The 25,671-nt window shown below is 63.6% G+C and carries 29 protein-coding genes; 11 read left to right on the forward strand and 18 right to left on the reverse strand.

From position 1 onward, the window contains the following. Window positions 1-46: 46 nt before the first annotated feature. Entirely contained in the window at window positions 47-1,210 is a 1,164-nt protein-coding gene (locus tag VVT58_RS15705; RefSeq protein ID WP_327754014.1) for an acyl-CoA dehydrogenase family protein, read from the reverse strand. A gap of 2 nt (window positions 1,211-1,212) precedes the next feature. After that, window positions 1,213-1,956 (reverse strand): GntR family transcriptional regulator, encoded by a 744-nt coding sequence (locus VVT58_RS15710; RefSeq protein ID WP_066563056.1) that lies wholly within the window; start codon window positions 1,954-1,956, stop codon window positions 1,213-1,215. 175 nt (window positions 1,957-2,131) lie between these two features. Here VVT58_RS15710 and VVT58_RS15715 point away from each other — a divergent pair, with 175 nt between their 5' ends. After that, window positions 2,132-2,488 carry a hypothetical protein gene (locus VVT58_RS15715; protein WP_066563057.1) on the forward strand — a complete coding sequence of 119 codons (357 nt, stop codon included), beginning with the start codon at window positions 2,132-2,134 and terminating at the stop codon, window positions 2,486-2,488. A gap of 55 nt (window positions 2,489-2,543) precedes the next feature. Here VVT58_RS15715 and VVT58_RS15720 read toward each other — a convergent pair whose 3' ends face one another. Genes VVT58_RS15720 through VVT58_RS15730 form a run of 3 tightly spaced genes read right to left on the reverse strand, consistent with a single transcriptional unit; the run spans window position 2,544 to window position 4,889 of the window. Continuing rightward, window positions 2,544-3,251 carry a TetR/AcrR family transcriptional regulator gene (locus VVT58_RS15720; RefSeq protein ID WP_066563063.1) on the reverse strand — a complete coding sequence of 236 codons (708 nt, stop codon included), beginning with the start codon at window positions 3,249-3,251 and terminating at the stop codon, window positions 2,544-2,546. A gap of 7 nt (window positions 3,252-3,258) precedes the next feature. Continuing rightward, window positions 3,259-3,624: a hypothetical protein gene (locus VVT58_RS15725; RefSeq protein ID WP_066563922.1), complete on the reverse strand. Its 366-nt coding sequence runs from the start codon at window positions 3,622-3,624 to the stop codon at window positions 3,259-3,261. A gap of 14 nt (window positions 3,625-3,638) precedes the next feature. Further along, on the reverse strand, window positions 3,639-4,889 hold the full coding sequence (locus tag VVT58_RS15730; protein ID WP_206377302.1) for an acyl-CoA dehydrogenase family protein: 1,251 nt from the start codon (window positions 4,887-4,889) through the stop codon (window positions 3,639-3,641). A gap of 226 nt (window positions 4,890-5,115) precedes the next feature. Here VVT58_RS15730 and VVT58_RS15735 point away from each other — a divergent pair, with 226 nt between their 5' ends. The 5 genes from VVT58_RS15735 (at window position 5,116) to VVT58_RS15755 (ending at window position 11,121) form a co-directional block, all read left to right on the forward strand. Beyond that, window positions 5,116-5,952, forward strand: a complete 837-nt coding sequence (locus VVT58_RS15735; protein ID WP_066563066.1) for an SDR family oxidoreductase — start codon at window positions 5,116-5,118, stop codon at window positions 5,950-5,952. Window positions 5,953-5,978: 26 nt separating this feature from the next. Continuing rightward, the gene (locus VVT58_RS15740) at window positions 5,979-7,556 is read left to right on the forward strand and encodes an NAD(P)/FAD-dependent oxidoreductase (protein ID WP_066563924.1); all 1,578 of its coding nucleotides are present in this window, start codon (window positions 5,979-5,981) and stop codon (window positions 7,554-7,556) included. Window positions 7,557-7,568: 12 nt separating this feature from the next. Then, on the forward strand, window positions 7,569-8,663 hold the full coding sequence (locus VVT58_RS15745) for a phosphotransferase (RefSeq protein WP_327754016.1): 1,095 nt from the start codon (window positions 7,569-7,571) through the stop codon (window positions 8,661-8,663). A 16-nt stretch (window positions 8,664-8,679) separates the two neighbouring features. Further along, on the forward strand, window positions 8,680-9,822 hold the full coding sequence (locus tag VVT58_RS15750) for an epoxide hydrolase family protein (protein ID WP_327754018.1): 1,143 nt from the start codon (window positions 8,680-8,682) through the stop codon (window positions 9,820-9,822). 150 nt (window positions 9,823-9,972) lie between these two features. Then, entirely contained in the window at window positions 9,973-11,121 is a 1,149-nt protein-coding gene (locus VVT58_RS15755) for a phosphotransferase (protein ID WP_102999824.1), read from the forward strand. An 81-nt stretch (window positions 11,122-11,202) separates the two neighbouring features. On the opposite strand, the gene VVT58_RS15760 is transcribed toward VVT58_RS15755, so the two are convergent. Continuing rightward, window positions 11,203-12,417: an aromatic ring-hydroxylating dioxygenase subunit alpha gene (locus VVT58_RS15760; protein WP_066563070.1), complete on the reverse strand. Its 1,215-nt coding sequence runs from the start codon at window positions 12,415-12,417 to the stop codon at window positions 11,203-11,205. A 143-nt stretch (window positions 12,418-12,560) separates the two neighbouring features. On the opposite strand from VVT58_RS15760, the gene VVT58_RS15765 reads away from it, so the two are divergent. Further along, window positions 12,561-13,655 carry a phosphotransferase gene (locus VVT58_RS15765; protein WP_066563072.1) on the forward strand — a complete coding sequence of 365 codons (1,095 nt, stop codon included), beginning with the start codon at window positions 12,561-12,563 and terminating at the stop codon, window positions 13,653-13,655. Window positions 13,656-13,670: 15 nt separating this feature from the next. Here VVT58_RS15765 and VVT58_RS15770 read toward each other — a convergent pair whose 3' ends face one another. Genes VVT58_RS15770 through VVT58_RS15780 form a run of 3 tightly spaced genes read right to left on the reverse strand, consistent with a single transcriptional unit; the run spans window position 13,671 to window position 15,767 of the window. Continuing rightward, window positions 13,671-14,498 carry an SDR family NAD(P)-dependent oxidoreductase gene (locus VVT58_RS15770; RefSeq protein ID WP_066563074.1) on the reverse strand — a complete coding sequence of 276 codons (828 nt, stop codon included), beginning with the start codon at window positions 14,496-14,498 and terminating at the stop codon, window positions 13,671-13,673. A 59-nt stretch (window positions 14,499-14,557) separates the two neighbouring features. Further along, window positions 14,558-14,938, reverse strand: coding sequence for a VOC family protein (locus VVT58_RS15775; RefSeq protein WP_066563076.1), 381 nt, complete (start codon window positions 14,936-14,938; stop codon window positions 14,558-14,560). 16 nt (window positions 14,939-14,954) lie between these two features. Then, window positions 14,955-15,767, reverse strand: coding sequence for an SDR family NAD(P)-dependent oxidoreductase (locus VVT58_RS15780; protein WP_226869983.1), 813 nt, complete (start codon window positions 15,765-15,767; stop codon window positions 14,955-14,957). Window positions 15,768-15,926: 159 nt separating this feature from the next. On the opposite strand from VVT58_RS15780, the gene VVT58_RS15785 reads away from it, so the two are divergent. Next, window positions 15,927-16,559, forward strand: coding sequence for a glutathione S-transferase family protein (locus VVT58_RS15785; RefSeq protein WP_222886158.1), 633 nt, complete (start codon window positions 15,927-15,929; stop codon window positions 16,557-16,559). Between the two features lie 4 nt (window positions 16,560-16,563). On the opposite strand, the gene VVT58_RS15790 is transcribed toward VVT58_RS15785, so the two are convergent. The 4 genes from VVT58_RS15790 to VVT58_RS15805 all read right to left on the reverse strand — a co-directional run bounded on the left by VVT58_RS15790 (window position 16,564) and on the right by VVT58_RS15805 (window position 20,067). Further along, window positions 16,564-17,346: a hypothetical protein gene (locus VVT58_RS15790; protein ID WP_066563090.1), complete on the reverse strand. Its 783-nt coding sequence runs from the start codon at window positions 17,344-17,346 to the stop codon at window positions 16,564-16,566. Between the two features lie 34 nt (window positions 17,347-17,380). After that, window positions 17,381-18,223: an SDR family NAD(P)-dependent oxidoreductase gene (locus tag VVT58_RS15795; protein ID WP_066563091.1), complete on the reverse strand. Its 843-nt coding sequence runs from the start codon at window positions 18,221-18,223 to the stop codon at window positions 17,381-17,383. An 81-nt stretch (window positions 18,224-18,304) separates the two neighbouring features. Then, window positions 18,305-19,678 carry a phosphotransferase gene (locus VVT58_RS15800; RefSeq protein ID WP_102999822.1) on the reverse strand — a complete coding sequence of 458 codons (1,374 nt, stop codon included), beginning with the start codon at window positions 19,676-19,678 and terminating at the stop codon, window positions 18,305-18,307. Then, complete coding sequence (locus VVT58_RS15805; RefSeq protein ID WP_066563095.1) at window positions 19,675-20,067, reverse strand: nuclear transport factor 2 family protein; 393 nt, start codon at window positions 20,065-20,067, stop codon at window positions 19,675-19,677. Before VVT58_RS15805 ends, VVT58_RS15800 begins: the two co-directional genes overlap by 4 nt. A 170-nt stretch (window positions 20,068-20,237) precedes the next feature. Between VVT58_RS15805 and VVT58_RS15810 the strand changes: the two genes are divergently transcribed. From VVT58_RS15810 to VVT58_RS15820, 3 genes are read left to right on the forward strand one after another with little or no spacing between them, the layout of a single operon-like run. After that, entirely contained in the window at window positions 20,238-20,939 is a 702-nt protein-coding gene (locus VVT58_RS15810) for a hypothetical protein (RefSeq protein WP_066563097.1), read from the forward strand. Continuing rightward, window positions 20,939-21,520: a cytochrome c oxidase subunit 3 gene (locus tag VVT58_RS15815; RefSeq protein ID WP_327754019.1), complete on the forward strand. Its 582-nt coding sequence runs from the start codon at window positions 20,939-20,941 to the stop codon at window positions 21,518-21,520. Before VVT58_RS15810 ends, VVT58_RS15815 begins: the two co-directional genes overlap by 1 nt. 12 nt (window positions 21,521-21,532) lie before the next feature. Then, entirely contained in the window at window positions 21,533-21,790 is a 258-nt protein-coding gene (locus VVT58_RS15820; protein WP_327754020.1) for a cytochrome C oxidase subunit IV family protein, read from the forward strand. Between the two features lie 5 nt (window positions 21,791-21,795). Here VVT58_RS15820 and VVT58_RS15825 read toward each other — a convergent pair whose 3' ends face one another. The 5 genes from VVT58_RS15825 to VVT58_RS15845 form a co-directional block, all read right to left on the reverse strand. Beyond that, complete coding sequence (locus VVT58_RS15825) at window positions 21,796-22,236, reverse strand: nuclear transport factor 2 family protein (RefSeq protein ID WP_082749142.1); 441 nt, start codon at window positions 22,234-22,236, stop codon at window positions 21,796-21,798. A 41-nt stretch (window positions 22,237-22,277) separates the two neighbouring features. Continuing rightward, entirely contained in the window at window positions 22,278-23,084 is an 807-nt protein-coding gene (locus tag VVT58_RS15830; protein ID WP_066563107.1) for an SDR family NAD(P)-dependent oxidoreductase, read from the reverse strand. Window positions 23,085-23,155: 71 nt separating this feature from the next. Continuing rightward, entirely contained in the window at window positions 23,156-24,208 is a 1,053-nt protein-coding gene (locus VVT58_RS15835) for a hypothetical protein (protein ID WP_066563109.1), read from the reverse strand. Continuing rightward, window positions 24,201-25,223, reverse strand: a complete 1,023-nt coding sequence (locus VVT58_RS15840) for an LLM class flavin-dependent oxidoreductase (RefSeq protein WP_066563111.1) — start codon at window positions 25,221-25,223, stop codon at window positions 24,201-24,203. Before VVT58_RS15840 ends, VVT58_RS15835 begins: the two co-directional genes overlap by 8 nt. An 11-nt stretch (window positions 25,224-25,234) precedes the next feature. Continuing rightward, window positions 25,235-25,609 carry a limonene-1,2-epoxide hydrolase family protein gene (locus VVT58_RS15845; RefSeq protein ID WP_237230098.1) on the reverse strand — a complete coding sequence of 125 codons (375 nt, stop codon included), beginning with the start codon at window positions 25,607-25,609 and terminating at the stop codon, window positions 25,235-25,237. Window positions 25,610-25,671 lie beyond the last annotated feature (62 nt).

The following is a 25,671-nucleotide window of genomic DNA, read 5'->3' on the forward strand; positions in this document are numbered from 1 at the left end:
TTCGGGTGGACATTGGGACACCGTCCACCCGCCAGGCACCTGTCTTTCAGAAGGATCGCGGCAGGCCGAGGCTCTCCGCAATGCCATTGCGCACCATTTCGTTGGTGATGGGGCCAATGCGCCACAGGCGGCTGTCGCGCCAGTAGCGCTGCATGTCGGTTTCCGCCGAATAGCCCATGCCGCCCAATATCTGGATGCCCATATCGGCTGCGGCATTGGCGTTTTCGGACGCCATGAGCTTGAGCATATTGGCCTCGACGCCGACATTCTCGCCCCGGCTCTGCTTGTCGGCGCAGTAATGCAGCATCAGTTCGGTCGTCTTCTGCATGGTCGCGATGTCGGCGATATAATGTTGCAAGCTCTGGAACCGGCCGATGATCCCGCCAAAGGCCTTGCGCTGCTTCATATAGTCGAGCGCGTCTTCCAGCACGCCGTCGATGACGCCCAGGCAGAAGGCGCCTACCATGATGCGCTCATTGTTGAGCGTGGGCAGCAGCATGTACCAGGCCTTGTCCGCTTCACCCAGAACATGCTCGTCCGCGACGAACGCATCCTCGAAATGAACGGAGCAGCTGCCCATCGATCGCATGCCAAGCTTGGCCAGCGGCGTGATCTTCACGCCCTGCGTATTTGTCGGCACCCAGAAGAGGGTCAGGCCCTGATGCTTCTTCTCGACGGTCCTGTCGCTGCGCGCAATCACCAGCAGATAGTCGGCGACATGCGCGGAGGAAGACCAGATCTTCTCGCCATTGAGCTTCCACCCGCCATCGACCCGATCCGCGGTGGTGGCCATCGCGCCCAGCAGGTCCGTGCCGCCGCCCGGCTCGGTAAAGGCGATTGCGGCCTTCAACTGGCCTGTCGCGATCAGTGGCAGATATTTCGCTTTCTGTTCGGCCGACCCATAAAGCCCGATGGATTTGGACCCGGCGAAGCTGGTGATGCCCCATATCCACGCCAGCCCGCCCAGCGACCGGGCCAGTTCCCGCGCCAGTAGCATCTGCATGACGACGTCGCCGCCCTGCCCGCCATAGTCTTCCGATATGCCGACGCCGTGGAAACCCGCTTCGGTGAACTTGTCCCAAAGGGCGAAGGGATAGTTATGCTCGTCCTTCTCCAGTGCGCGCGCCCAGTCCTTGGGCACTTCCTTGTCCACCCAGCGGCGCACCATGTCGCGGAAGGAACGATATTCTTCGGGCAGTTCGAAATCCATTGTCAGTCCTTTTGGTGTTGATCTTGATCGTCGCCCGGCACGGCTTCGCTATCACATAGGGCGATCAGACGCGCCGCCATCCGGTCGAGGCAGGCCAGCACGCCGTCCCGATCACCCTCCAGGAACGCCTGCAATATTGCCTCATGGTGGCGCAGACCGCTTTCGCTCAGAGTTGCAATGCCGTGCAGGAAAATGAAGCGGGCGATCAGCCCGCGCCGGTCCAGCGTCGAGCGCAACAGTTCGCGGCTCTCCGAGGCCTTGATGAAAATGGTATGGAAATCGAGGCTGGCCATGACCGCGGCCATATATTCGCCGCTCTCCACTGCCGCCCGATAGCGCGCGATCGCCCGCTCCAGTGCTACGATCTCCGCCGCGCCGATACGGGGCATGCCCCAGCCATAACCCAGCCGCCACAGTTCGGCCTGCACGCGGATCAGGTCCCGGGTCACGTCAGGGTCGATCGGTGTCGCCCGCTTCAGCCGGTGCGTTTCGACCTCGACCAGCCCCTCCGAGGCCAGCGTGCCCAGCGCCTCCCGAATGGGTGTCGCGCTCACATTCAGATCCTGCGCCAGCGCCGTTTCCCGCAGCAGAGCGCCGGGCGGAATGGCGCCGGACACGATCCTTGACCGCAGCACGGCCGCCACGGCCTGACGCCGCGTCGCCGGGGACTGTAACGGCTCGGCCGAATCGCGCCAATCCGGGGTCAAACCCCAATAGGGTTCGGAATATATGTCCTGCGATTCCATATTCTATAGAATGGAGCAGCGCAGAGCGGTCCGTTCCTCTCCAAGGATAGGGTGTCGTTGGGCCGGGCGCCTGTAGAGCGGCATGATGAAATGTCCCAGATGCAAAACGCCGCAGGAAGGTTATGGAGGGTGGTGCCGCGCATGCGGCCATGCCGGCGGTAACATTCGTCGCGCGATGCTGTGGACGCTGCTGCCCACAGCAATGATCGCGGTCATATTGCTCGTCCGGATCGGCTATGCCGAAATGACGCGGCAGGGCAGCAGCCGCAACATCTACAGCAACGCCATCGAAACCCAGAGTGCGACCGGCCGGAGCGCGGCCTTCGCCAAGCTCATGCATGATGCGGGACAGACATGCACGCGCACGTCCAAGGCTCTGTTCAGGGGCGATATCGGTCCCAATGCCGCCTGGGCGCTGCGGTGCGAGGATAGCGGCGACTGGCTGATCCTGATCGCTTCCAACGGCGCGACGCGCGTGGCCAGTTGCGGTCCGCTGGACAAGGCCGGGACGCCTTGCTGGACCCGGCTCTAGGGCATCGGCCACTCCTGGAGCCAATTCCTCTCCGATTGCATTCGGGGTCCGTCGGTCAGCCCAGCCCCTCCCCACTTCGCCACCAGCCAAGGCCGGGCGCGGCCTGTATCATCACATCCCATGCCCGCACGCTTGCCGCTTCGATGGCGGCAGGGTCCGCCCGAAGCCCGGCGAAGGTGCGTTCAATCATCTCGTCAATATAGGCGCGTGGCTCGACCGATCGGAGCATCAGGCGCCGCCGCGCCTCGATCGTCATGCCGACGATCAGATCCACCGCCACGTCGAGCGACCGGAACGTCATCTGCCCGCCATTCCGCGCGGCATCCAGCGCGTCGCGCACCAGCAGGTCGAACATGCTCGCCCGCGCGAAATAATCGACATAGTCGACGCGGCAGGTAAAACCGCCCCAGCGCGGATCATGCCATCCCCGCGCCATCGCCATGGCCGCGCCGCCGACCGCCCGGACCAGCGGGTCCGTCACATCGTCGAACAGCCTGCGGAAATCGGCGATCAGGTCCGCCGTCATCCGCTCGCCCAGTTCATTCACCGCAGCGTCAAGGGAGTCGAAATATTTGTAGAAACTGCCGCGCGACACGTCCGCGGCGCGGATCACGTCGTCGATCACCAGACTGCCGCTGCCCTGCCCCGGCTGATACAGGTCGAGCACGGCGTCCAGCAACCGCTCACGCATCCGTGCACGCCTGATTGCCGCCGCCGCCGTGCGCGGATCGACAGTGGGGGAAGCAGGCACGGCGTTGGTCATCGCCTCCCTATTGCATCGGGTGGAAATAGCGCGCAAGCAGGCTGCCATCCTCGCCGAATATATAATGTTCGATGCTGTGCACGCTGACAGGATGCCCGTTATAGTCGCCTTCATTGCGGACATAGATGACCGCTTCGTTGCCGCTCACCTTCACATCCTCGACGATCAGCTTCCATCCGACATATTGCCCGCACAGCGCCTCCAGCTTGTCCCAGCCTTCCTGCACCGGGCCGGTGGCCGGGTCCTGCACCTTGAAGCCGCCCGGCGCGATCGCGCGGAACGCCGCAATGAAATCGTCAATACGGCCCTCGCTGAACAGGTCGGCCTGCGTCTTCAGGAATGTCGCCATCTCCTGCGCGGTCGGTTGTGCCATGATATGTCCTCCTGTCATTTCGGTTCCGCCCAGACCGGGGCCGGCGTGATGTCGGGCAGCAGGGCAATATTGGACGGAAGGCCCGTGATCGCCCGGCCGTAAAGCTCCAGCGAAAGCTGACCGTTCAGTGCATTGTGGCGGGTGCCGACGCTCAGGTCGCGCCACATCCGCTGCAAGGGGCTGGAAAGGGCGAAGGCGCCCGGCCCGGCGACATCCATCAGCCGGTTGCCCGCCGCGCGCAGCAATTCCATCGCATAGCCGCAATCGGCCTGGAGCTGCGCCTTGTCAAAGCCCGTGAGCACGCGGCGTTGCGCGGTTTCGTCCAGCATCCCGGCGGCCCGGCGCACATGCAGCCAGGCCGAATCGATCTCCATCGCCGCGCGGCCGGTCATGCCGACCAACGCCTCCGAACCGCTCTGCCCGGCATAGGTCCAGCCCACCACCTGCCGCTTGGGCATCGCCTGCACCACACCTTCGAGCAGCGCCGTCGCCGCGCCCAGCATCGGCGCGAGCACGCCGAGGGGAAATAGCGGCTCCATTGGCCAGCGGTCGCGCGGCTCCAGCCCCTCCATCGCCAGGATCGCCTCGGCGGGCGGCCTGCGCGACGACCAGAGGATCAGTTCCTCCGGCACGAACAAATCCTGCGCGACAATCATGTTGCTGCCGGAGCCGGCCATGCCCGCGACATGCCAGTTGTCCTCGATCGAACAGGCCGCATCGCGCAGGTCCAGAAACGCCAGAGCCTGTTCGGCGCCCCGATCCGTATCGATCATGACGCCGTTCAGCGCCCAGTCGGCATGCAGGCATCCCGATCCATAGCCCCACCGCCCCGAAACGCGATAGCCGCCCGGCACCGCGACCGCTTTGCCAGAAGGCGCGGAGGCGCTGCAAAACAGTTCCTCGCCGGTTCGGAACAGCCGCCCAGTCATGGTCGGCGGCAGTGCGAGCGCGGTCCCGGTGATCCCCGACAAAAGACCATAGGCCCAGGCGGTGCCGACGCAGCCTTTGGCCAGTTCGACCACGGTCTCGATATGGGTGGTCAGCCTGTGTCCGGGGCCGCCCGCGCGCTGGGGCGCCGTGATATGGAACAGGCCGGACGCGCGCAACGCCGCCATCACCGGCGGAACGATCCGCCGCTCGCGTTCGCAGGCGGCGGCATGGTCCTCCAGCAAGGACCGCAGCGATGCGGCGATGCCCACGGGATCAGCGACGAAGGCCACAGGCCGCTTGTCCGCCATGCGCTTTTCCACTGCTTCAGATCGCATCCGAATCACCTCCTCTCATTAGCATTTTCATTTAATGACGTTTTTGTCATTATACGACAAGCACCCCTCCGACATTCTTTTGCCATGTGCCTCCCCATGGGCCGTTTCATTCCGATTTGATGCGGCCCTGCCTCCCGATAGGCTGTCGCGGGGCGCTCCTCTTCTAGGGTCCGCGCAATCGCCGACAGCGCCGATAAGGCCGGCACCAAGAGAGGACTTGCACGCGATGCGTAAAATCGACCTTCCGCCCTTCGACCGCGCCGCTTTCGCCGAAAAATACGGTCCCTGGGCCGTCATCGCCGGCGCTTCCGAAGGGACCGGCGCCTGCTATGCGGAACAGCTCGCCGCCATGGGCATCCATCTGGTACTCGTCTCACGCCGGCAGGAGGCGCTCGATGCGCTGGGCCAACGGCTGGCGGCCGAACATGGCATCGAATATCGGGCCATCACCGCCGACCTCACCGAACAGGGCATGGGCAGCCGACTGGTCGAGGCGACCGCCGATCTCGACATCGGCCTCTATATTTCCAATGCCGGCGCCGACGGCGCGGGCAACAGCTTCCTGGGCGCACCGGTCGATCGCTCGTTGCGGCTGCTGACGATGAACGCCGCCAATGTGCTGGAGGCGGTCCATGGTTTTGGCAATCGCTTCCTGAAGCGCGGCAAGGGCGGCCTCGTCGTCATGTCATCCGGCGCGGGCCTTGGCGGGCAGCCCTGGCTTGTCATGTATTCCGCAACCAAGGCTTTCGAACTCAATTTCGTCGAATCGCTCTGGGCGGAACTGGACGGGCAGAATGTCGACATCGTCGGCATGGCCGCGCCGATCATGGACACGCCGACCCTGCGCCGCGCCACCGAGGGGCTGGGGATGGATTATTCCATTGCCTATGATCCCGCCGAGGTCTGCGCTCTTGCCCTCGCCAGCCTCGGCAAGGAACCGCTGGTGATCGTGCCCGATGGTCCGGATGAGGGGAAAATCCCGCAGATCCAGGCCGATCGCAAGACCCGCCTCGTTGCGCTGGCCGAATGGGGCAAGGCCTATACCGCCGCCGCGAAGGGCTGACCGGGCACGAAGAAGGGGAACAGGAAATGACGGATCAGGTCGACGTCGTCGTCATCGGCGCAGGGCATAATGGCATGGCCGCCGCCGGATATCTGGCGAAGGCAGGCAAGAAGGTCGTCGTGGTCGAGCGCCTGGCCAAGGTCGGCGGCATGACCAGTTCGGGCTATATGATTCCCGAAGCTCCGGAGCATATGGTGACGCCCTGCGCCGTCGAACTGCTGTTCGCGCGCAAATCCGGCATCATTGAGGACTTCGACCTGCACAAATACGGCCTGCGCACTGTCGATCCCGATCCGACCTACGCCTATCTCCATCCCGACGGCAGCTCCATCGCGCTTTTCTACGACTATCATCGCACGGCCGAGGATATTACGCGCATCAACCGCAATGACGGCAAGGCCTATCTGGAGTTCATGAAGACACTGAACGTCATGATGGACATTGGCTTTCCGCTCATGATGGCCGAGCCGGGGCGGCCGGACGTCAGAAATCTCTCCAAGATGATCGGCAGCGCGGTCCGCAATGTCCGGTTGAAGGACGAGCTGATCGCCATGTCGAAGGCGACGGCCGACCAGATCGCGTGCGAGCGGTTCGAGCATCCGGCAACGATCGCCCTGCTGCTCGGCATCGCGGCAGGGGCTGGCCCCGTCGACGATGACGGCAATGCCGCCGCCTATATGATCTTCGCCGTCACCCATAAATATGGCACCGGCAAGCCGATCGGGAGCCTGCAATCCTTCTCCGACGCGCTCGCGCGCAGCATCGAGGCTTCGGGCGCGACGATCGAACTCAATGCGCCCGTCGCCGAGATCATCGTCGATGACGGCGCGGCAAAGGGCGTGCGGCTGGAGGACGGTCGGGTCATCCGCGCCAAAATGGTGATCGCGACCTGCGATCCCCGCACGGCCATGCGCCTCACGACGCCCGGCGGCGTGCCGCGTGCGCTGACACAGCGGATCGAACATGCCCCGGCGAACCGGTCGAACGCCGCGCCCTTCCTCGCCAACATCGCCATGTCGGGTCCGCTCAGCCTCAAGAAGCATCAGGACCTGCGCCATGATGACGCCGATCTCAACAAGGCGGTCGGCCTGATCGGCACACCGGAGGAAGTGCGCCAATCCTTCGCCATGGCGCGGCGCGGCGACATTCCCGACCGGCATGCCATGTCGCTCAGCCCGCTGTCCAATTCCGATCCGACGCAGGCGCCTCCCGGCGGCTCGCTCGCCTATGTCTACCTGCCGGGCGTGGCCGTGGATGCGCGGGAAGGCTGGTCGCCCACGCTCAAGGACAGGACCATGGCCTCTGTCATCAGCCATCTGGGTGAATTTTACGACGGTCTGGACACGGAGGTCGGCCGCTTCGTCGAGACCGCGCGGGAACGCGAAACGCGCCTCAACGTCACCAATGGCTGCGTGACCCATATCGACTTCGGCGCGCTGCGCTCGGGCGTCCATCGCCCTGCCACCGGCTTTGGCGGCCCCAAGCCGCCTTTCCCCGGCTTCCTGATCGGTGGCGCGGGCGCGCATCCGGGCGGCGGCGTATCGGGCATTGCCGGGCGGATCGCAGCCAACCGGGCGCTGCGCGAACTCAAGAAAATCAGATAAGGAACTTCCCGCATGTCGAGCATGCCCAATCCGGTCGGCATTCCCGCCCATCTGGACGATGTGACAGCGCAATGGCTGACGCAGATCATGCAGCCGCGCTATCCCGGCATCGTGGTCGAGGGGATGGAGGAGGTGTTCCTCCGCAACAGCCACACCACCAAATATCAGGTGAGACTGACCCTCAACGATGTCGGCAAGGCGGCGGGCATTCCCGAAAATGTCTGCCTCAAGGCCAATTGGGCGCAGTTCGACAGTCAGGGCATCTGCCGCCTCGAAGCCCGTTTCTATGAGGATTTTCGCCGCCACGTCGCCTTCCCCGCCCCGCGATCCTATTTCGAGGCATGGGACCCGCGCCCCGACAGCGGTCAGGGACTGGTCGTGATGGAGGATCTGTCCATTGAGGGCGGCCATTTCGGCATCAGCACCGACCATATGGGCGTGGAGGAAGCGGCGCGCGCGGTCGCCAGCCTCGCCCGCATTCATGGCGCCTTCTGGGACAGCCCCGTCCTTCACGCGGCTGACTGGCTGCCCGTCTCCATGGCGACGCCGGTGGACACGCAGCAACTGACCATGATGTACGGCTTTGCCGAGCAGAACCATGCCAAGCCTGACTATCAGGCCTTCCTGCCGGGCTGGATCAAGGGCGATCTCTCCCGCCTGCATCACGTCTACAACGCCCTGATCGATTTCGCGCGGACCAAGGAACAGGGGCCATGGTGCCTCGTCCATGGCGACAGCCATCAGGGCAACAGCTATGTCCGCCCCGATGGCGAGCGCGTTTGGCTCGACTGGCAGCTCGTCCGCAAGGGACGGCCGATCCGCGACTTCACCTATTTCGTGCTGGGCGCCCTCACGATCGAGGAACGGCGCGCCCATGACCGGGAATTGCTGCGCCACTATCGCCGCTGCCTGGTCGAAACGGGGGCGCTCGGCGTGCCGGACGACGACACGCTGTGGGAATATTATCGCCGCTGGCCGCCCTATGCGATGCAGGCGTGGATCGCGAACATGGACGAATGGGGCCAGAAGGGCACGCATATCGTCGAGCGCATCTTCGTGGCGGGCGAGGATCTGGGCACCGTCGCGGCGCTCAGCATCCAGTTTTGACGAGGGGGGTGATCGGATGACCGCCGCCATCACCGCCTTCCGCGCCAATGTTCCACAGGAGGCTCTGGACGATCTGCGCCAAAGATTACGCCGCACCCGCTGGCCCGAGACGCAGACGGTCAGCGACTGGAGCCAGGGGGTGCCACTCGCGGCGCTGCGCGATCTGTGCGCCTATTGGGCGGAGGGCTATGACTGGCGGCGGTGCGAAAGGACGCTCAATGCCCTGCCCCAGTTCACCACCCCGATAGACGGTCTTTCGATCCATTTCATCCATGTGCGCAGCCCCCGGCCGGATGCGCTGCCGCTGATCCTGACCCATGGCTGGCCGGGATCGGTGCTGGAGTTTCTGAAGGTGATCGGACCACTGACCGATCCCGCCGCCCATGGCGCGCCGGATGCCCCGGCCTTCCATGTCGTCATACCCTCCCTGCCCGGCTACGGCTTTTCGGATAAGCCAATGGCCACCGGCTGGGGCGTCGAGACAATCGCGGATGGCTGGATTCAGCTCATGCGCCGGCTGGGCTATGACCGCTTCGTCGCGCAGGGCGGCGACTGGGGCGCGGCGGTCACGACCGCCATCGCCATGGCGGCGCCGCCGGAATGCATCGGCGTCCATCTCAACATGCCGCTCGTCTTTCCGGTGGAAAGCGACTTTGCCGATCTGACCCCCGCCGAGGCCAAAACGGTCGAGCGGATGCAATATTATCAGGATCATGATTCCGGCTACGCCAAATTGCAGGGCACCCGCCCGCAGACGATCGGCTATGGCCTTGCCGATTCACCCGTCGCGCAGGCCGCCTGGATCTACGAGAAGTTCCAGGCGTGGACCGACAATCAGGGTGTGCCGGAGGATGCCCTGACGCAGGACGAAATGCTGGACGTGATCAGCCTCTACTGGTTCACCAACAGCGGCGCCTCATCGGCGCGGCTTTATTGGGAAAGCGCCAGTGCGTTTCAGGCCCGAAAACTGGACCTTCCGGTGGGCGTGAGCATCTTTGCGCAGGAAATCTTCCGTCCATCGCGTCGCTGGGCGGAACGCAGCTACCCGCGTCTGATTCACTGGAACGAACTGGATGCCGGCGGCCATTTCGCGGCCTTCGAGCAGCCGGCGCTTTTCGTCGAAGAATTGCGGACCTGTTTCGGCGCGATGCAAGGCTGACGCCCCCACGCAACGGCGGCTCCAATCGACCTACCGCCCGGCAGGCTCGATTTCCGTTCGGGCGACCAAAATCGCCTCTGCACCAGGATCATGCCGGATGACTGCATCGATGCAGAGCTGCGGCACGGTCCCCAAGAGAGAGGACATTGCATGAGCGAGCCTGCCGTCGCCCCCGTTGCCGTCATCGACCGGCATCTTGTCCCCCGTCCCTATCCCGCCCGCGCCGCCGCCCTGCCCCGCGGCCGGTTCACGCCGGACGCCGCGTGGCTGGGATCGTTGCTGGCCAACAAATATCCGGGAGTCGTCGCGCAATCGATGGAGGTCGTGCAACTGTTCGACAGCCACACCACGAAATTGCGCGTTGCCGTGGACTGGAACGAGGCCGGGCAGGCCGCCGGATTGCCGCGCAATCTGTGCATCAAGTCGAACTGGTCGGGCATGTTCGATGATGTCGACATCCATGCGCTTGAAGCGCGCTTCTATCATTTCCTGACGGACAAACTCACCGCCAACACGGCCAGCTGCTATTATGCCGACTGGGATGACGACGGGTCGGCGCAGGGCGTCATCGTGCTGGAGGATCTCACCGATCGGGGCGGGAAGTTCGGCCATTCGACCCAGCATGCCGGTGTCGAAGGGGTCGCGACCGCGCTGGCGGATCTAGCAAAACTGCATGCGGGTCTGTGGGACAGCCCATTGATCACCCCTCAAGCGGCGCCCTGGCTGCCGACATCCATGGCGGTTCCGGTCGATTATAATCAGGTTCGCATCATGTGGCACTGGATCGGCGAGAATCTGAAAGACCCCAATTTCCGCGCCATCGCGCCCAGACATTATCTGGACGACGCACGCCGGGTCGAGCGCGCCTATGACCGGCTGGTGGAATTCGAACGCGCCTTCGATGCCCCCTATTGCATCATCCTGGGCGACTGCCATCAGGGCAACACCTATATCCTGCCCAATGGCGAGCGCATGTGGGTCGACTGGCAATTGGGCCGGCGCGGGCGGCCATGGCGCGACCTCACCTATTTCACCGTCGGATCGCTGACGATCGAGGAGCGCCGCCAAAATCATCGCGACCTGATCGCCCATTATCGCGACTGCCTGATCAGGGAAGGCGCGACCAACGTCATCGATCTCGACACCATCTGGAATGAACAGGTACCGCGCTGGGTGATGTACGGTATTCAGGCCTGGGTGGCGAACATGGACCATTGGGGCCAGAACGGCCTGCCGATGAACGAGCGGTTCTTCGCCGCGGGCGAGGATCTGGGCAGCTGGAAACTGCTGGGCGAATGACGGTCATGGCCCCCTGCCGCGCACGGGCCGCGGCTGGGGGCCATCGATTCTAACGCCGCCGCCCCGCCTCGACCGGCGCGATCATGCGCTGCGCGGCGCCATGAAGGACGCGATGCGCGGCTGGACACGCAAGTCGGCGGGCACCCGGTCCGGCCCGATGCGCCGATCGATTTCTTCCTCGAACCAGTAAAGCGCGCGCTCCTGATAGCCCGCCCAGATTGACGGGATCGTCCCGTTCCTCAGCGATTGCTGGATATTTTCGAACAGGCACAGATCTTCGGACAGGATATGTTCGGTCGCCTCGCGCATGCCCTGCCAATAAAGCCTGTCATCCTCACTCTCGGTTGCCCACCCCATCTGACGCACTTCCATGATCGACCGATCGGAACCCACCGGCCAGAAGCATTGCAGGTTGAACCCCACCGGATCGAGCGAGAAAAACGTGTTGGGGAAGGTCGGCAGCGCAACCGTATTTTCCAGAAAAACCGGCGCGATGTCGTCCGGTTTGATCGGCGGGGTCTTGAACAGCGACTCCCCGCCCTTTTTGCGCGTGCCGAACCGCATATGACCGCCTTCATAGAGGGCAATCACGAAACTGCGGGAATCCAGATGCGGTGCCAGTGTTTTAGGATGAACCGTATTGACGTGATAGATCTCAAGGAAATTATGATAGGCGATTTTCCAGTTGCACGCCATTTCGATGAAGAAATGATCCTTCACCACCATTCGATCCAGCGGATATCCTTCGGTCAGCGCGACGAATTCACCCAGAAACTCCTGTAACGGTTCCGCGTCATCATCGAAATTGATGAAGATGAAACCGCGATAGGTGTCGCATCGCACTTCGATCAGGCCGTTCTCCGCCTTGTTGAGACAGGCGAAATCATGCTGGCTTGGCACCGATTTGAGTGTTCCTTCCAGATCGTAACCCCAGGCATGATAGGGGCAGATAAAGCGCATGGCCCGCCCCTGCGGTTCGAGCAGAAGCGGCGACCCCCGGTGACGGCAGGCATTATGGAACGCCCGTATCCGGCCATCCTTGCCGTGCGAGAGAATGACCGAGCGGTCCAGATGCTGGAACAGACGATAGGAACCCGGCTCCGGCAGGTCGGACGCAATGCCGGCCAGCAGCCAGGTCCGATTCCAAAGCCCGTCTTTTTCCAGCGCCTCGAAACGCGGGTCGGTGTACCGGCCGGCGGGAATCGGGGGAAGGGCCGGAAAATCGCTGGGATGCTCGGATCGCTTCAACTGCTCGTCCATCGTCCGGTTGAGCAGTTCCAACGCAGCTTCACGCATAGCTCTCTCCTGTACCAAAAGCCCGCAGGCTCCGTTTCGGTCAGACTGGCCACGTCGTCGATCAAGGAACCTGCAATTGGATAGGGTCGCTGTTGTCACGCCCTCGGCAAGCTGAACCGCCCTCTGTTCCGATGAGTATCCTTATGGCCTTGAAACATCCCACATCCACGGACGGGATCACCGTCGATTATATCAACCAGCTGCTGGCCACGACCGTAGCGGGCGCAACCGCCGTCGGCCTGCGCATCATCGATGCCAAGACCTATGGCGAGCAGATGGTGTCGACCGCCGGGCGCGTGTCGATCGAGGTCGATTATACCGATGACACACCCCCTGACCTGCCCAACCGCCTGGTGCTCAAGCTGACCCGGGCGGTCGATGAGATCATGGCGCCCTTCTACGCCAATGAAGTGGCCTTCTACCGGGGAATCCGGCCGGAACTCGCGATGGAAGCGCCGCGCTGTTTCGGTGGCGACTTCAATCCGTCCACCACGCATTTCGGCCTGTTGCTCGAAGAGCTGAGCGTGCGGGGCGCGACCTTCCCGAATACGACCGTGCGGACCGGGCCGGATGATGTGCGCTCCCTGCTGGATCAACTGGCCCGGCTGCACGCCCGCTTCTGGGAGTCGCCCCGCTTCAGCGCGGATCTGGCCTGGGTCGAAACGCATGTCGAAGGCGCGGTCGCAACGATGATGAATGAACTGGCGCCCGCCTATATCGCGCATGAGGTCGAGACCGAAAATTTCAAACGGGAGATGGTGCAGCGGCTGCGCACGACGCCGGACCGGCTGCTTGCCGGCGTGCAGGCGGTCCAGCGGCATCAATCGACCCTGCCCCAGACGCTGCTGCATGGCGACACTCATCTCGGCAACAGCTACCGCCTGCCCGACGGAACAGCGGGCCTGCTCGACTGGCAGCTCATGGTGCGCGGTTACGCGATGCACGACGTCAACTATATCGTGACCACCGGCCTTTCCATCGCGGACCGGCGGGCGCATGAGCGCGATCTTCTGGGCTATTATCTGGACCGCCTGGGACAGGAAGGCGTGGCGCGCCCTCCCGCCTTCGACAGTGCCTGGGAAGAATATCGGCGGACCCTGATATGGGGCGTCTATATCGGCTGGCTGACGACGCCCGTCGTCAATTATGGCTGGGAGATCAACGTCATGAATCATCTGCGGCTGACCACCGCCTATGAAGATCTCGAAACCGCGAAGCTTGTCGACGCGCTGCTATGACGGCGCGCTGGTCGGCTACAACTGATTGCTCCCCGATGCCTCGAACAGGCGTTGGAAATCGACCATTGTGGGCTGATGCGCGGTAAAGCCGCCGTCCACCGGGATCATCGCGCCGTTGATGAAGCGGGACTCGTCCGAGGCCAGAAAGGCAACGACATGGGCGATATCGCGAGGGCTGCCGAGGTCGGGATTGAGATGATGGTCGCGCAGTACGTCCTTGACCGCCTGCGGTGTGGTTTCGACGGCCGTATCACTGAGGACGAAGCCGATGGCGATCACATTGGACCGGATTCCCTGCTTGCCATATTGGGTCGCGAGAAAGCGGCTGAGATTAATAAGCGCCGCCTTGGACGCGCCATAGGCCGTCAGCGTCATTTCACCCAGCAGGCCGAAACCGGATGCGGAATGGATGAGCGAACCACCGCCCCCCGCGATCATGGCCGGCAGCGCATGTTTGCACAGCAGCATAGGCCCCCGCGCATTGACGGCAAAGGCCTTGTCCCAGGCGCCGGTGTCGAGATGGACGACATCGCGGTCGAGGGCGCGCTGCTCGATCGTCTGATAGGCGGCGTTATTGTGGATGATGTCGATCCGCCCGTGCCGGCCAGCGATCCGCGCGACCGCAGCGCAGACGCTGTCCTCATCGGTCAGGTCGAACGTCTCCGCCTCGGCACGAAGACCCTTGCCGCGCAGCGAATCCGCCGCCGCCTCCACCCGATCTGCCAATATGTCCGCCAGAATCACGGTCGCGCCGCGCTCCGACAGCACTGTCGCCACCTCCCGTCCGATGCCCTGCGCCGCGCCCGTCACGATCGCCACGCGCCCCTCCAATGATCCCACCATTCCATATCCTCCTGTTTCCCTGATGAGCGCCGGGCGCCCGACTATCGATAGCTGTGCGCCTATGGCGGGTCGAAGCAGTAGGCGCAGATCTTGTTGTCATCGGGGTCCAGCAGATAGGCGCCATAGGCATGGGGCACCGCTCCGCGCGGACCGGGCGGCCCGGCATCCTTGCCGCCCGCGGCCAGACCTGCGCGATGAAAATGATCGACCGCGCGGCGATCCGGCGCCTTCAATCCCAAAGTCGCACCGTTGGCGCATGTCGCCCGACCGTGGAGCGGGCGCAGGATAAGCAATTCGGGCACCCGTCTCCCATAGCCGATGCCCTGATCCAGAAACGGGCCAAGATTGACGATCCCCAACGGCGCAAGCACCGCATCGTAGAAACGGGCGGACCGTCCCAGATCGTTGCTGCCAAGGCAGACATGCGTGAATATGCCCATCCCGCCCTCTTTCCGGTCAGTGCGCCCGGTTCATGCTTTCCAGCATATCTGCGACATAGGGCGTGTGGTTAACGATACCGCCGTCTACCCCGATCACCTGCCCGGTGATGAAGGCCGCGCCATCCGATGCCAGGAACAGCACCGCGCCGGCAATATCCTCCGGCACGCTCTCGCGCGGCAGAAGGACATGCCGCTGGACCATGGCGATCTGATCGGCGGTCATCATCTCCCGGGCAAGGGGGGAGAGCACGAGGCCCGGCGCGACCGCATTGACCCGGATATTGAACCGGCCGAACTGCACGGCGGCATTGCGGGTCAGGGCGTTCACAGCCGCCTTGGACGCGGAATAGGAAGGATTGTTGATGTCGCCGGTCAATGCCACACCCGTCGAAGTGTTGATGATGGAACCGCCGCCGCCTGAAATCATGTGCGGAGCGACCGCCTTGATCATCAGCATCGTGCCCCTGGCATTGATGTGGAAGGCGCGATCCCAGGTCGCGGCATCGAGATCGAGAAGCGAGCCATCTGCCGCCATCTGCTCCAGCCGCGTATCGGCGGCATTGTTGTGAAGGATGTCGATGCGCTGGTGCTGCCGCATCACATCTTCGACCAGCGCCGTGATACTGTCCTCTTGCGCAAGATCGAGGAACATCCCCGTCGCCTGTCCGCCCGAAGCCTGGATAGATCGGGCGACGACCTCTGCCCGCTCGACCGCGATATCCGCCAGGATAACTGCCGCGCCGGCCTTTGCCAGGGCTCGTGCGCAGGCTTCCCCGATATTGGCGCCCGATCCGGTGACGATAGCGACGCGTCCCGATAAATCCGTCATGGGCATCTTCTCTCCTGTCTCTCATGGATGCGGGACCGCTGGGCTTCCGCCGCAGCGGGACGCTGCCACGGCGGACGCTCCGCGATACCTAGATAAAGATAGGTTTGGCGGAATTGATAAGCGGCGCATCTATGGCGCCCCTCAAGCGGAGAGCCCTTCATGAGCATCACCATCTTTCAACTTAACAGGTCCCGCTCCGAACGCGCGGTTTGGCTGATGGAGGAAGTGGAGTGGCCCTATGACATCCGCTTCTATGCGCGGCTGGAAACGCTCGCGGCGGAGCCCGCCTATAAGGCATTGCATCCGCTGGGTTCTTCACCCGTGATCGAGGCCGATGGGCGTCGGATCGCCGAGAGCGGGGCGGTCATGGAATATCTCGCCACGACGCAAGGGAAGGGCACGCTCCGCGCCAATCCCGGCGATCCGGACTATGCTGATTATCTTTTCTGGTTCCATTTCGCCGAATCATCCCTGATGCCGGCGCTGGTGACCGAGATCATGGCCGAACGCGCAGGCATCGCGCAGGATCACCCCTCCCGTGTCGCGGGACGGACCCATGCGGCGCGCCTGCTGACACTTGTCGACGACCGGCTTTCGCATAAACCATATATGGCGGGCGACCGGTTCACGGCAGCCGACATCATGATGACTTTTCCTTTCACTACCACGCGGCTGTTCATGTCCGTCGACGTGGAGGGACATCCGAACATCGCCGCCTATGTCGAGCGGATGGCGGCGCGCCCGGCCTATCGCCGGATGCGCACCATCGTCGATCGCCCCCCGACCGCCTGACGGATCAGCTCATCGCCAGCTTTTCCGTGCCGCCGGTGCGTACCCGGTCGCCCATTTGCGCCCGGGCGCGTTCTTCTTCCGCCAGGCCGACGGCGGTCGGATGCTGGACATCGTCCTTGGTGAGACGGGGTGTCGCACGGTCCCACCGCGTGATGCGTATCCCCTCGGGCCGGAGCAGGCCGCTGTTCGCCAGCAGGGCGTCCGCGCCTCTCCATGCTTGATGGGCAGCGTCCGGATCGTTGATCCTGTAGATCGCGACATAGCGATAGTCGGGCGTCATCGGGATCATCTGGCCAAAGGTGCGAAAGGTCAGGAAAGCGGCCGATTTGACGCCGGGTCGGGCGGCCGCCTCGCGAAAATAGCTTTCCGCATAGAAACGTCTGAAACGGTCATCGCTGCCCGCAAGCGGGTTGAATTCCTCCAGGATGACGCCGCCGCAATGCGCGACCTCCGGATCATTGTCCTGAAAGAGCAACGGATAATAATGAAAGTCATAGAGCAGGCTGTCATCAATGGCGTCCGACACCTGCATCCGCGATGTCAGCGCATTGTCCAGATGCTCACGACTGAAGCGAACCGGGTCGAATACGTCGTAGAAGGCGAGATACTGCCAGTCAAAGCCTTCGGGCGGACAGGGCTGCTCCACGGCGAGCCGGAAGCGCTGCGCCGTCACCGACCCCCGGAAACGCAGCGCGTCGCGAATATGGATGTTGCTGTACCAATCCTCCATATCGGCCTCCCGGCCCGGAACGGCTTTGGTCAGCACGACCAGCACGGCATCGATCATCGCTTTTGCCTTTCCTCTCCTGATTTCTGTCCTCTCAACCTTGCCGGACGGACGGCATGAAAGGCGTCGGCGCGCCCATCGTCGCCCGATAGGATAGGGGCTGCTTCCCGTCCGTATCCCGGATGCCGTAGCGCTCCCCCAGTTCCGCGCCGATCAGCGCCTGGCCCGACAGGGAGGCAAGGTCCGGGTCTTGCGCGAGCCGGTCGAGGACAAGGCCGGAAAATTCCGGCGTTTCCCAATGGGGCATGGCGGCGCGCAGGTCTTCGGGCATCATTTCGGGCGGCATGGCCTTCACCGCATCGGTGAGAATGAAGCCCGGCCAGAAGGAGACGGCGGAAACGCCATGCGGCGCAAGATCGACCGCCATGTCGGCCGTCATCTTGTCCGTCCCCGCCTTTGCCGCGCCATAGGCCGGCCCGTGAAAATAGGACACCGCGCCATAGAAGGAAATGCTGGCGATCAGGCCCTTGCCGGCCGCCACCATCATCGGCGCGGCATGATAGGCCGCGACATAGCTGGAGCGCAGGCCGATGGTGATCATGTCCGCCAGCCTGAGCGGCTTTTCCCAGAAACCGCCCGGCGCGACCAGTTCGGGTCCGTAAACCGCGGCGGCATTGTTGACGAGCAGGTCCAGCCTGCCATCCGTCCACTCGGCCAGTTGCGCGAACGCCCTTTCCACGGCGCGATCGTCATGGTGATCGCATGCCAGCGCGATGCCCTTGCCGCCCGCCCTTTCAATCTCCTTCACGACCTCGGCAAGCTGCGCCCGGTCGCGCCCGGTGACCGCCACCACATGGCCCCGCGAGGCCAGGCCCCGCGCCATGCCGCGCCCCAGCCCGCGCGTCGCGCCCGTCACCAGCACTATCTTTTCGCTCATATCCTGCTCCTGTCCTCCATATTGGCATCGCCATAAAGGACAGGGGCGTGACCTGTCCGACGGCAAGGGCGCGACCGCCCTTCAGTCCAGACGCGTCATCGGCAGGACGACATGGCGCGCCGCTTCGCCCAGCACAGTCGGCCCAAACAGTTGCAGCCGCCGCCCCTCGATCGTCGCGAGCAGGGCGATGAGCGCGGCGTCCTCCTCCGGTCCCGCTTCGATGATATGGGCCTCCAGCGCCTCGGCGGCGTCAGCCCAGCGGTCGAAGCGGCGACCAAGAAGCGCGGACACATCCGCAATATTGCGCGCGACCATGTCCGCCCCGTGATCGTCGGCGCGCTGCACCCATTCGATCAGTTCGGCAACCTGCGCCTTATGCGATTCGGCCGCCTCCCCCGTCACCGGAAGCGCCCCGAGCGTATCGGCCAGCTTGGCCAGCAGCGGCGCATTGTCACCCGTGCGCTGTTCCAGCGGCGGCAGTCCGGGCAGCGCATCGCCGGTCAGCTGCGACAGCGCCAGCAGGATGGAGCGGCGCAGCGCAAGATCAAACATGAGATAGACCGAATGCGGATCGCCGGGACATGGCTTGCCGACAGTCCCGGTGAACTGCATCGTGCCGAGCAGGGAGAATTGCAGGACGTGGAAAACCACCGCGTCATGATCGACCGGCTCACCCGTCGCTTCCTCATAATAGCGCACCAGTTCCGGCAGCGGTGCGCCCAACGGCTCATAGCTGTTGCGCATCCCCATGGTGGCGATGTCGACCAGCGGATCGCCGATCATCGAAAATTCGAAATCGTAGAGCTTGGTCATCGCGCCCTGATCGACCAGATATTGGCCCGAATCGAACTGGATGAAGCTGGCGCGCTGGCGGTGCCGCGGCACATTACGGCGAAGCCAGCCGATGACGAATTCCAGCAACGGCTCGGGCCGGCTCTTGGTTCGCCGGTAATGCGGCATATAGGCGTCCAGTCCGACCAGCGCGATCGCCTCGGCGCCCTCGGGCCGATGCACGCCGGCGGCCATAAAGGGTTCGACCGGCAACCGGTGCATCGCGGCAACCGCCCGCATATAGACGCGGCCGATGGCGCTTTTCGTGGCGGCATCGAGCGCCGAAAAATCTCGCGTCCCTTCGATCGCCTCCATCACGATACATGGCGGATCGGCAAGATACCCGTAAATCTCCGGCACCGGCAGTCCTTGGCTGTGAAGCAGGGCGATGACGTCGGCCTCGCGCTTGAGGTCGGGAAAGATGGACACGTCGCCGCCCCGGTCGCCGCGCAGGTGCAGGCGGCAGACCGTCCCCTCCCTTTCGACGTCGACGAACCAGGAGGGGCGCCAGCGGACGAGGCGCTCAAGCCCGACAACCTTGCCGCCGGTCAGTTGCTCGACAAAGGCGGTGATCCGGCCGACCGCCGCATCGTCATAATTGTTGAGCGGAGCGGCATGCGTCACTGCCCGCCCTCCCCCGCCGAAAAGGCCTCGGCCACGGCGCGGGTGTCCATATATTCCTTGCCGGAAATGATCTGCCCGTCCCGGATGATCAGCAGATTATGATATTCGTTGCGATAGACCCGGTCCGGAAAGACCATCTCGCCCCTGACTTCCACCGCCACCCGGTCCCCTTCGGCGGTTATCCCGACCACCTCGGCCGTTCGCTTCTGCGCACTCAGCAGTCCGCCTTTCACGCTGGCGATGAAGTCGGCCCGGCTCATGTCGCCATGGCCCAATATCCACCACTGGCAATCGGGATGCTGAAGGGCCTCGATCGTCTCGACGTCGCCCTCCTCCACGGCCCGCATGTAGCGGCGGGCCACCGCCTTGTTCGCCTCAATGTCGCTCATCACCCTCTCCGCTGCTCCTCTGTCGCCGCCTTTGCCGGTGGCCGTGGCAAGAATATTACCCTTGTGCAGGCGGGATCGCCGACAGGAACCCTATCCATGGGCGGGTGGCCTGGACGCGTTCGCTTCACAATCTTCCGCCTGCACAACAAAACAGGGCAGAGGGAGGCCGCATGACGACCAAGAGCATGACGATGAAGCTATGCACCTATATGGGCGCCATTGCCGGTACGATGATGTTCGTCGGCATATGGCCGGTCGCGCACATGTTCCCGCCGCTGGCCCCATCCATGCCCGCTGCGGAAGTGGCTGCTTATTATCGCAGCCACCAGATCGGCATATTGGCAGGCGCTATCCTGATCGCCTCTTCCTCCGTGCTGTTCTTCCCCTTTCTGGCAGCGGTCGCCACCTTCATGAAGAAGATCGAAGGGCCGGTTTCGCCTTTGACCTGGGCCTTTGTGATGGTCGTGGCCTTTGGCTTCGTCACTTTATTCTTCGCCGGGCTGATCTTCACGGCGGCCGCCTATCGGACCGACCGGCCGGACGCCGTTATCGGTGCGTTGAGTGATATCGCCTTCCTGCTGTTCGTCATGCCGGCCGTGCCCGCCTTCGTGCAGAATCTGCTGACCGGTTTCGTCATTCTGGGCGACCGCCGCGCGCAGCCCATCCTGCCGCGTTGGCTTGGTTATATGAACCTGTGGACCGGCGTGCTGCTGCTGCCCGGATTGGCGATCGGCCTGTTCAAGACCGGACCCTTTGCCTGGAACGGCGCCCTGGCTTTCTGGATGCCCGCCGTCGTGTTCGGCATCTGGTTCAACCTGATGATCTTCGCCATGCTCGGCGCGATCAAGCGCGACGCGCTGGGCGGCGAATAATGGCTGCTTCGCAAGCCGCCGCTTCGCCTCCGCGCGGCCATGTGCCGGGAGAGGAAGGCGTATGGGTGTTCATTGGCGGCGATCTTGTCGTCTTTGCCGTCTTCTTCATCACCTATGCGCTCGCTCGGCAGCGGGAACTGGCGCTGTTCGAAAGTTCGCAGGCGCTGCTCGACCGGAGCCTTGGCCTTCTCAACACGCTTTTGCTGCTGACCAGCAGTCTCCTTGTCGCACAGGCCGTCGCGGCGGTACGCTGTGACGACGACAAGGCGCGACCGCTGCTGCTGGGCGCGGTCCTGCTCGGCAGCGGCTTCGTCATCGTCAAGGCGTTCGAATATTCAGCGAAGATCGCCCAGGGCTTCACGCTCAACAGCAACAGTTTTTCGATCTATTATTATATGTTTACCGGCATCCATCTGGTGCATGTGCTGATCGGCTTGGGCGTGCTGTGCTTTACCCTGTCGCGCTTCGACCGGACCGGCCGGATGCAGGGTGGTGCCGCCCTGATCGAGGGGAGCGGCGCCTTCTGGCATCTGGTGGACCTGCTCTGGATCATCCTCTTCGCCCTGCTCTATCTGCTTTAGGGAATCCGTTTCATGGCCATGATCTGGCGTAGCCGCATCACACTGGTCTGGGCGATGCTGATCGCCGCGACCTTTCTGTCGTTCGAGACGATGGCATTGGGCAATGCGTTCCTGCTTCGCTCCGTCATCCTCGTCATCGCCTTCACGAAGGTTCTGCTAGTCGGGCGCGAGTTTATGGAGTTGCGGCACGCGCCGCGCTGGCTGCTCTGGGGATTTCAGATCTGGGCGATCCTGACCTGTGCAGTCCTGATCGCCCTGTTCCGCGCCTGACGCAATCAGGCAGGCACTTCCGTACCGCCTGCCGCGGCTTCGTCTATGCCCATCTTGCGCGTAAGGTCCGCCATATCGAGATATTCGCGCCAGCGTGAAATCAGCCCGGCCCCGTCAAACTCATAGATGGCGACCATCTGATGCGGACAGGGCCGTCCCATGATGATGGCAGTGTCGGACCGTTCCTGCATCACCATCCGGTCGTTGGAGAGGATGTTCACCTCATTGCATTTATTGTTGGTGGCGAAGGCCATTTGCCGCTCAATCTCTGCGCGCAACGCCGTCTTGCCCTTCACGACGGGACCGCCGGGAACCCAGAGCTGCCATTCGGCATCCTCCGCCATCATCGACAGAATTTTCTCTACATTGGGCCTGCTGGCATCGCTGCCGTCGCCCCAGGCATCGCAAAATTCCCGTACCTTCTGTTCCAGTTCGACGCCCATCATCCTCTCCTCTTCTGTTTTCCTCAAATCTGGGATTGCTGCATTCACCCTCGGGAAAGCGCCCGCGTCACGCTGATGAACGGCACGGTGCAGCTCTGACCGCCATCGACCGGATACAGCATGCCGTTGACGTAGCGGGACTCGTCGGACGCAAGGAAAAGCGCCATGGCGGCAATGTCTTCCGGCTCGCCGATAAAGGGGGTGTTGAGCACCTCCAGAAACAGCCGATCCATTTCCGGCGTGGACCATTGCAGCTTGGCGGGCGTCTGCGTCGGACCGGGAAGGATCGCATTGCTGCGGATGCCCTGTTTGCCATAGGTGGCGGCGATCGCCTGCACGAACCAGTTGAGCGCGGCTTTTGACGATCCATAGCTGTAGGCGGTGATATCCCCACCCATGGAACTGCCGGACGAGGTGGAGATGATCGACCCCACCCCGCGCTCCAGCATGTGCGGAATGACGAGCTTGCTCGCCAGAACCGCTCCCAATACGTTGACCCGCACATTGGCAAGGAAGATGTCGGGGTCGAAAGCCAGGAAATCCATGTCACGCATGGCGTGGTCCTGATTGACATAAAGGGCATTGTTGAAGAGCACGTCGATGCGGCCAAAATCGGCGACGGTCTGGCCGATCATATGTTCCAGATCGGCCTGTTCGCCGACGTCAACGGTCATCGCGCGCGCCGATCCTCCGGCGTCGACAATGGCCTGCGCGGTCGCCTCGGACGCTTCGGCGCGAATGTCCGCGACGATCACCGTCGCGCCTTCCCGCGCGAACATCAACGCGCTGGCTCGTCCGATGCCGCTCCCGCTTCCGGTGATGATGCAAATCTTTTCTGCAAGGCGGGCCATGCTGCTTCCTCTCCCTTTTGGTTCATTGCCGATGCCGCGGACCGGGCACCCCGCTCAGCGGAGATCGCGCTTCAAGCCGGCTTCCTGATGGACAGGATCAGGATGAAGGCACGGCTGCGCTGCGGATCTGCCTCAACGCGGGCGGCCACACGCTGCACCAGACTGGCCAGCAGCGCGTCCCGATCGCGGGACGCAGCGACGCGTGCAAGGAAGTTGGGGCCGTTGGCCGCACCCATCATGGCCGCCCACTGCCGCCCCAGTTCGGCCGCATTGCCGGTCTGTTGATAGCCCTCCCAATAGGGATCGGGGGACGGGATCGCGGCGAGATGCTCCAGCACCAGATCGGGCACCAGCCCGGCATCGAAAGGCGCCCTCACCTGATCGGGCGAACGCCCCGCCGAAGGCGCTGTCATCTTCAGCGTTTCGTCGGCGCTGAGCAGTCCTTCGCCTTCCATGTCTACGATCGATTGCCAGAAATTCCCGGCCATCCATTCAAATCCGTGGCTGTCGGGGCCTCGACCCATGAACTGGCAGATCAGGCGCCCCCCCGGCCGCAACTCAATGACGCGCGCTTTCAGGAAGCGAAGCCAGTCCTCCGCCAGCACCGCATCGACGGCGGCACGCGCCTGCGCGGACCGGCTGAAGATCGCCCAGCCATGATCCGCGACGTCGACCGGATTACGGCTCATCCAGTGCAGCGCATTGGAGGACCAACCCAGATCCACGCTGCCGGGTGGCAAAATCGCATCGAAATAGGATCGGCCTATGGCGGAAGGAAAGACGCCCTGCCGGCCGTTAAGATAGCTGGCCGGGTCCTGATCCAGCAAGCCGAACAGCGACGTGAAATCGTTGGAGGGCAGGTCCGTATGCACGACCTGAACCGGCCGCCGCGCATCATTCGCACGAACCAGATCGATGGCCGTCGCCATCGGCGCCATCGAATTGCGCCCTTGCGATGCGCCATAGTCGACTATGGTGACAGGACCGACGGAGGCATCGCCAATGGCTCGCGCCGCATCCTCCAGCAGGGGGAGCGCGGATTGCAGATTGGCCTGTTGCAGGCCCGAATGCCGGTTGTAAAGCCCACCCCCCGCCATGGCCGCGACAGCGGTGGAATCAGCCATAAAATGTCTCCGCTATACGCTGCGTGTAGATCGCGCTTTTTTCGGGCGACAGGCCATAATGCGGGATCAACGGCGTAATCGCGTCGGCCAGCGCCGCGCGCCGCGCAACCCGGGCCCGCACTTCATCGGCCGTTCCGACCACGGCGATGCTTTCCACCATGGCGTCGGTGCAGGCAGCCGCCATGCCCGCCATGTCCCCCTGCGCGAAGGCGGCCTGAATCGCCGATGCCTCCCGGCCGAAACCGATTTCCTCGAAATAGCGCAGATATTGGGGCGACTGGCTGTAATAAGCCACAGTCCCCCGGCAATCCTCGATCGCCTCTCGCCTGTCGTCAGAAATCGCCGTGAATATCGAAATGTTGAGCGAGAAGTCCTTGCGCGCCCGGCCGGCCCGATCCAGCCCCGCCTTCATATGAGCGGCCACTTCCCGCTCAATCCAGCCATCGTTCCACAGGGGATGCCCAAGCAGCCCGTCGGCAATTTCCGCCGCCTGCGCGCAGGCCTTCTGGAACACCGCCGGCAGCACGATGGGAATGTCGCCGCGCACCGGCTTGTGCAGCAAGCGGAAGTGCGAAAGGTCGAGACGGTGATAGTCTCCCGCCAGTTCGGTCAGCTCGCCTGTATGCCCGCGGGCCACGACAGCGCGGATCATGCCCACGATCTCGCGCATATGGGCGAGCGGCTTGCCATAGGCGCTGCCGAATGATCCCTCGATCTGGCTCTGCGCGCTCGACCCCAGTCCCAGCACCATCCGGCCGTTGCTGATGAGGTCCAGGTCGATGGCGCTGCACGCGGTTTCCAGCGGACTGCGCACGAACGCCAGCGCGATGCCGGTCCCCAGCTTGATACGCTGCGTGGCGGGCGCGACGGCGGCCAGCGTCGTGAAGGGCGCGCCGAACATTTGCGGCGCCCAGACCCCTTCCACCCCCGCCGCTTCATAACTCTGTGCCAGCGCCGCCAGATTGGCCCCCGGCATCGGGACGATCTGCGCCCAGACAGCCTTGCGATCGGTCATAGCATCCCCCTTCAAAAGCCGCTTGTGTCGAAATAGTCGCGCCAGGCGACGATATGGGGGCCGTCCATTTCCAGGGCGCCCATCAGCCGCAGCGACAGCATTTCCTGCCCGTCTGGCCCATAGAAAATATCGCTGCGCTCCGTCAGGACGACATGGCCCGCGGCCGCCGCATGATGGACCACGACCGCGCAGCGTTCGAACGGAATCCGGCCAAGAAAGCCGTCGATGAACTGCCTCGCCTGATCGACCCCGACGATCGTCGCCACGCCGACATTTTCCCAGCGTGTATCCGCCGTAAACCGGCGCTCCATGGCGGACAGCATGTCTTCGCGCGAGCCGCTGCTTTCCCGAAAAAACGCCAATACTTCGTCCAGTGGACCGGGCATGTCACCCCCTGCTCCTGTGTTGCGCCGGCATCATGGCCCGGGGTGCCCGCCTTCTGCCCTGC

This window comes from Sphingobium sp. SJ10-10 (genome assembly GCF_036038995.2).
Classification (GTDB): domain Bacteria; phylum Pseudomonadota; class Alphaproteobacteria; order Sphingomonadales; family Sphingomonadaceae; genus Sphingobium.

What these genes read in the sequence shown, in the direction of transcription:
- VVT58_RS15705 (WP_327754014.1), bottom strand. Translation starts at nt 1,210, where the DNA reads ATGGATTTCGAACTGCCCGAAGAATATCGTTCCTTCCGCGACATGGTG.
- VVT58_RS15710 (WP_066563056.1), bottom strand. Translation starts at nt 1,956, where the DNA reads ATGGAATCGCAGGACATATATTCCGAACCCTATTGGGGTTTGACCCCG.
- VVT58_RS15715 (WP_066563057.1), top strand. Translation starts at nt 2,132, where the DNA reads ATGCTGTGGACGCTGCTGCCCACAGCAATGATCGCGGTCATATTGCTC.
- VVT58_RS15720 (WP_066563063.1), bottom strand. Translation starts at nt 3,251, where the DNA reads ATGACCAACGCCGTGCCTGCTTCCCCCACTGTCGATCCGCGCACGGCG.
- VVT58_RS15725 (WP_066563922.1), bottom strand. Translation starts at nt 3,624, where the DNA reads ATGGCACAACCGACCGCGCAGGAGATGGCGACATTCCTGAAGACGCAG.
- VVT58_RS15730 (WP_206377302.1), bottom strand. Translation starts at nt 4,889, where the DNA reads ATGCGATCTGAAGCAGTGGAAAAGCGCATGGCGGACAAGCGGCCTGTG.
- VVT58_RS15735 (WP_066563066.1), top strand. Translation starts at nt 5,116, where the DNA reads ATGCGTAAAATCGACCTTCCGCCCTTCGACCGCGCCGCTTTCGCCGAA.
- VVT58_RS15740 (WP_066563924.1), top strand. Translation starts at nt 5,979, where the DNA reads ATGACGGATCAGGTCGACGTCGTCGTCATCGGCGCAGGGCATAATGGC.
- VVT58_RS15745 (WP_327754016.1), top strand. Translation starts at nt 7,569, where the DNA reads ATGTCGAGCATGCCCAATCCGGTCGGCATTCCCGCCCATCTGGACGAT.
- VVT58_RS15750 (WP_327754018.1), top strand. Translation starts at nt 8,680, where the DNA reads ATGACCGCCGCCATCACCGCCTTCCGCGCCAATGTTCCACAGGAGGCT.
- VVT58_RS15755 (WP_102999824.1), top strand. Translation starts at nt 9,973, where the DNA reads ATGAGCGAGCCTGCCGTCGCCCCCGTTGCCGTCATCGACCGGCATCTT.
- VVT58_RS15760 (WP_066563070.1), bottom strand. Translation starts at nt 12,417, where the DNA reads ATGCGTGAAGCTGCGTTGGAACTGCTCAACCGGACGATGGACGAGCAG.
- VVT58_RS15765 (WP_066563072.1), top strand. Translation starts at nt 12,561, where the DNA reads ATGGCCTTGAAACATCCCACATCCACGGACGGGATCACCGTCGATTAT.
- VVT58_RS15770 (WP_066563074.1), bottom strand. Translation starts at nt 14,498, where the DNA reads ATGGTGGGATCATTGGAGGGGCGCGTGGCGATCGTGACGGGCGCGGCG.
- VVT58_RS15775 (WP_066563076.1), bottom strand. Translation starts at nt 14,938, where the DNA reads ATGGGCATATTCACGCATGTCTGCCTTGGCAGCAACGATCTGGGACGG.
- VVT58_RS15780 (WP_226869983.1), bottom strand. Translation starts at nt 15,767, where the DNA reads ATGACGGATTTATCGGGACGCGTCGCTATCGTCACCGGATCGGGCGCC.
- VVT58_RS15785 (WP_222886158.1), top strand. Translation starts at nt 15,927, where the DNA reads ATGAGCATCACCATCTTTCAACTTAACAGGTCCCGCTCCGAACGCGCG.
- VVT58_RS15790 (WP_066563090.1), bottom strand. Translation starts at nt 17,346, where the DNA reads ATGATCGATGCCGTGCTGGTCGTGCTGACCAAAGCCGTTCCGGGCCGG.
- VVT58_RS15795 (WP_066563091.1), bottom strand. Translation starts at nt 18,223, where the DNA reads ATGAGCGAAAAGATAGTGCTGGTGACGGGCGCGACGCGCGGGCTGGGG.
- VVT58_RS15805 (WP_066563095.1), bottom strand. Translation starts at nt 20,067, where the DNA reads ATGAGCGACATTGAGGCGAACAAGGCGGTGGCCCGCCGCTACATGCGG.
- VVT58_RS15810 (WP_066563097.1), top strand. Translation starts at nt 20,238, where the DNA reads ATGACGACCAAGAGCATGACGATGAAGCTATGCACCTATATGGGCGCC.
- VVT58_RS15815 (WP_327754019.1), top strand. Translation starts at nt 20,939, where the DNA reads ATGGCTGCTTCGCAAGCCGCCGCTTCGCCTCCGCGCGGCCATGTGCCG.
- VVT58_RS15820 (WP_327754020.1), top strand. Translation starts at nt 21,533, where the DNA reads ATGGCCATGATCTGGCGTAGCCGCATCACACTGGTCTGGGCGATGCTG.
- VVT58_RS15825 (WP_082749142.1), bottom strand. Translation starts at nt 22,236, where the DNA reads ATGATGGGCGTCGAACTGGAACAGAAGGTACGGGAATTTTGCGATGCC.
- VVT58_RS15830 (WP_066563107.1), bottom strand. Translation starts at nt 23,084, where the DNA reads ATGGCCCGCCTTGCAGAAAAGATTTGCATCATCACCGGAAGCGGGAGC.
- VVT58_RS15835 (WP_066563109.1), bottom strand. Translation starts at nt 24,208, where the DNA reads ATGGCTGATTCCACCGCTGTCGCGGCCATGGCGGGGGGTGGGCTTTAC.
- VVT58_RS15840 (WP_066563111.1), bottom strand. Translation starts at nt 25,223, where the DNA reads ATGACCGATCGCAAGGCTGTCTGGGCGCAGATCGTCCCGATGCCGGGG.
- VVT58_RS15845 (WP_237230098.1), bottom strand. Translation starts at nt 25,609, where the DNA reads ATGCCCGGTCCACTGGACGAAGTATTGGCGTTTTTTCGGGAAAGCAGC.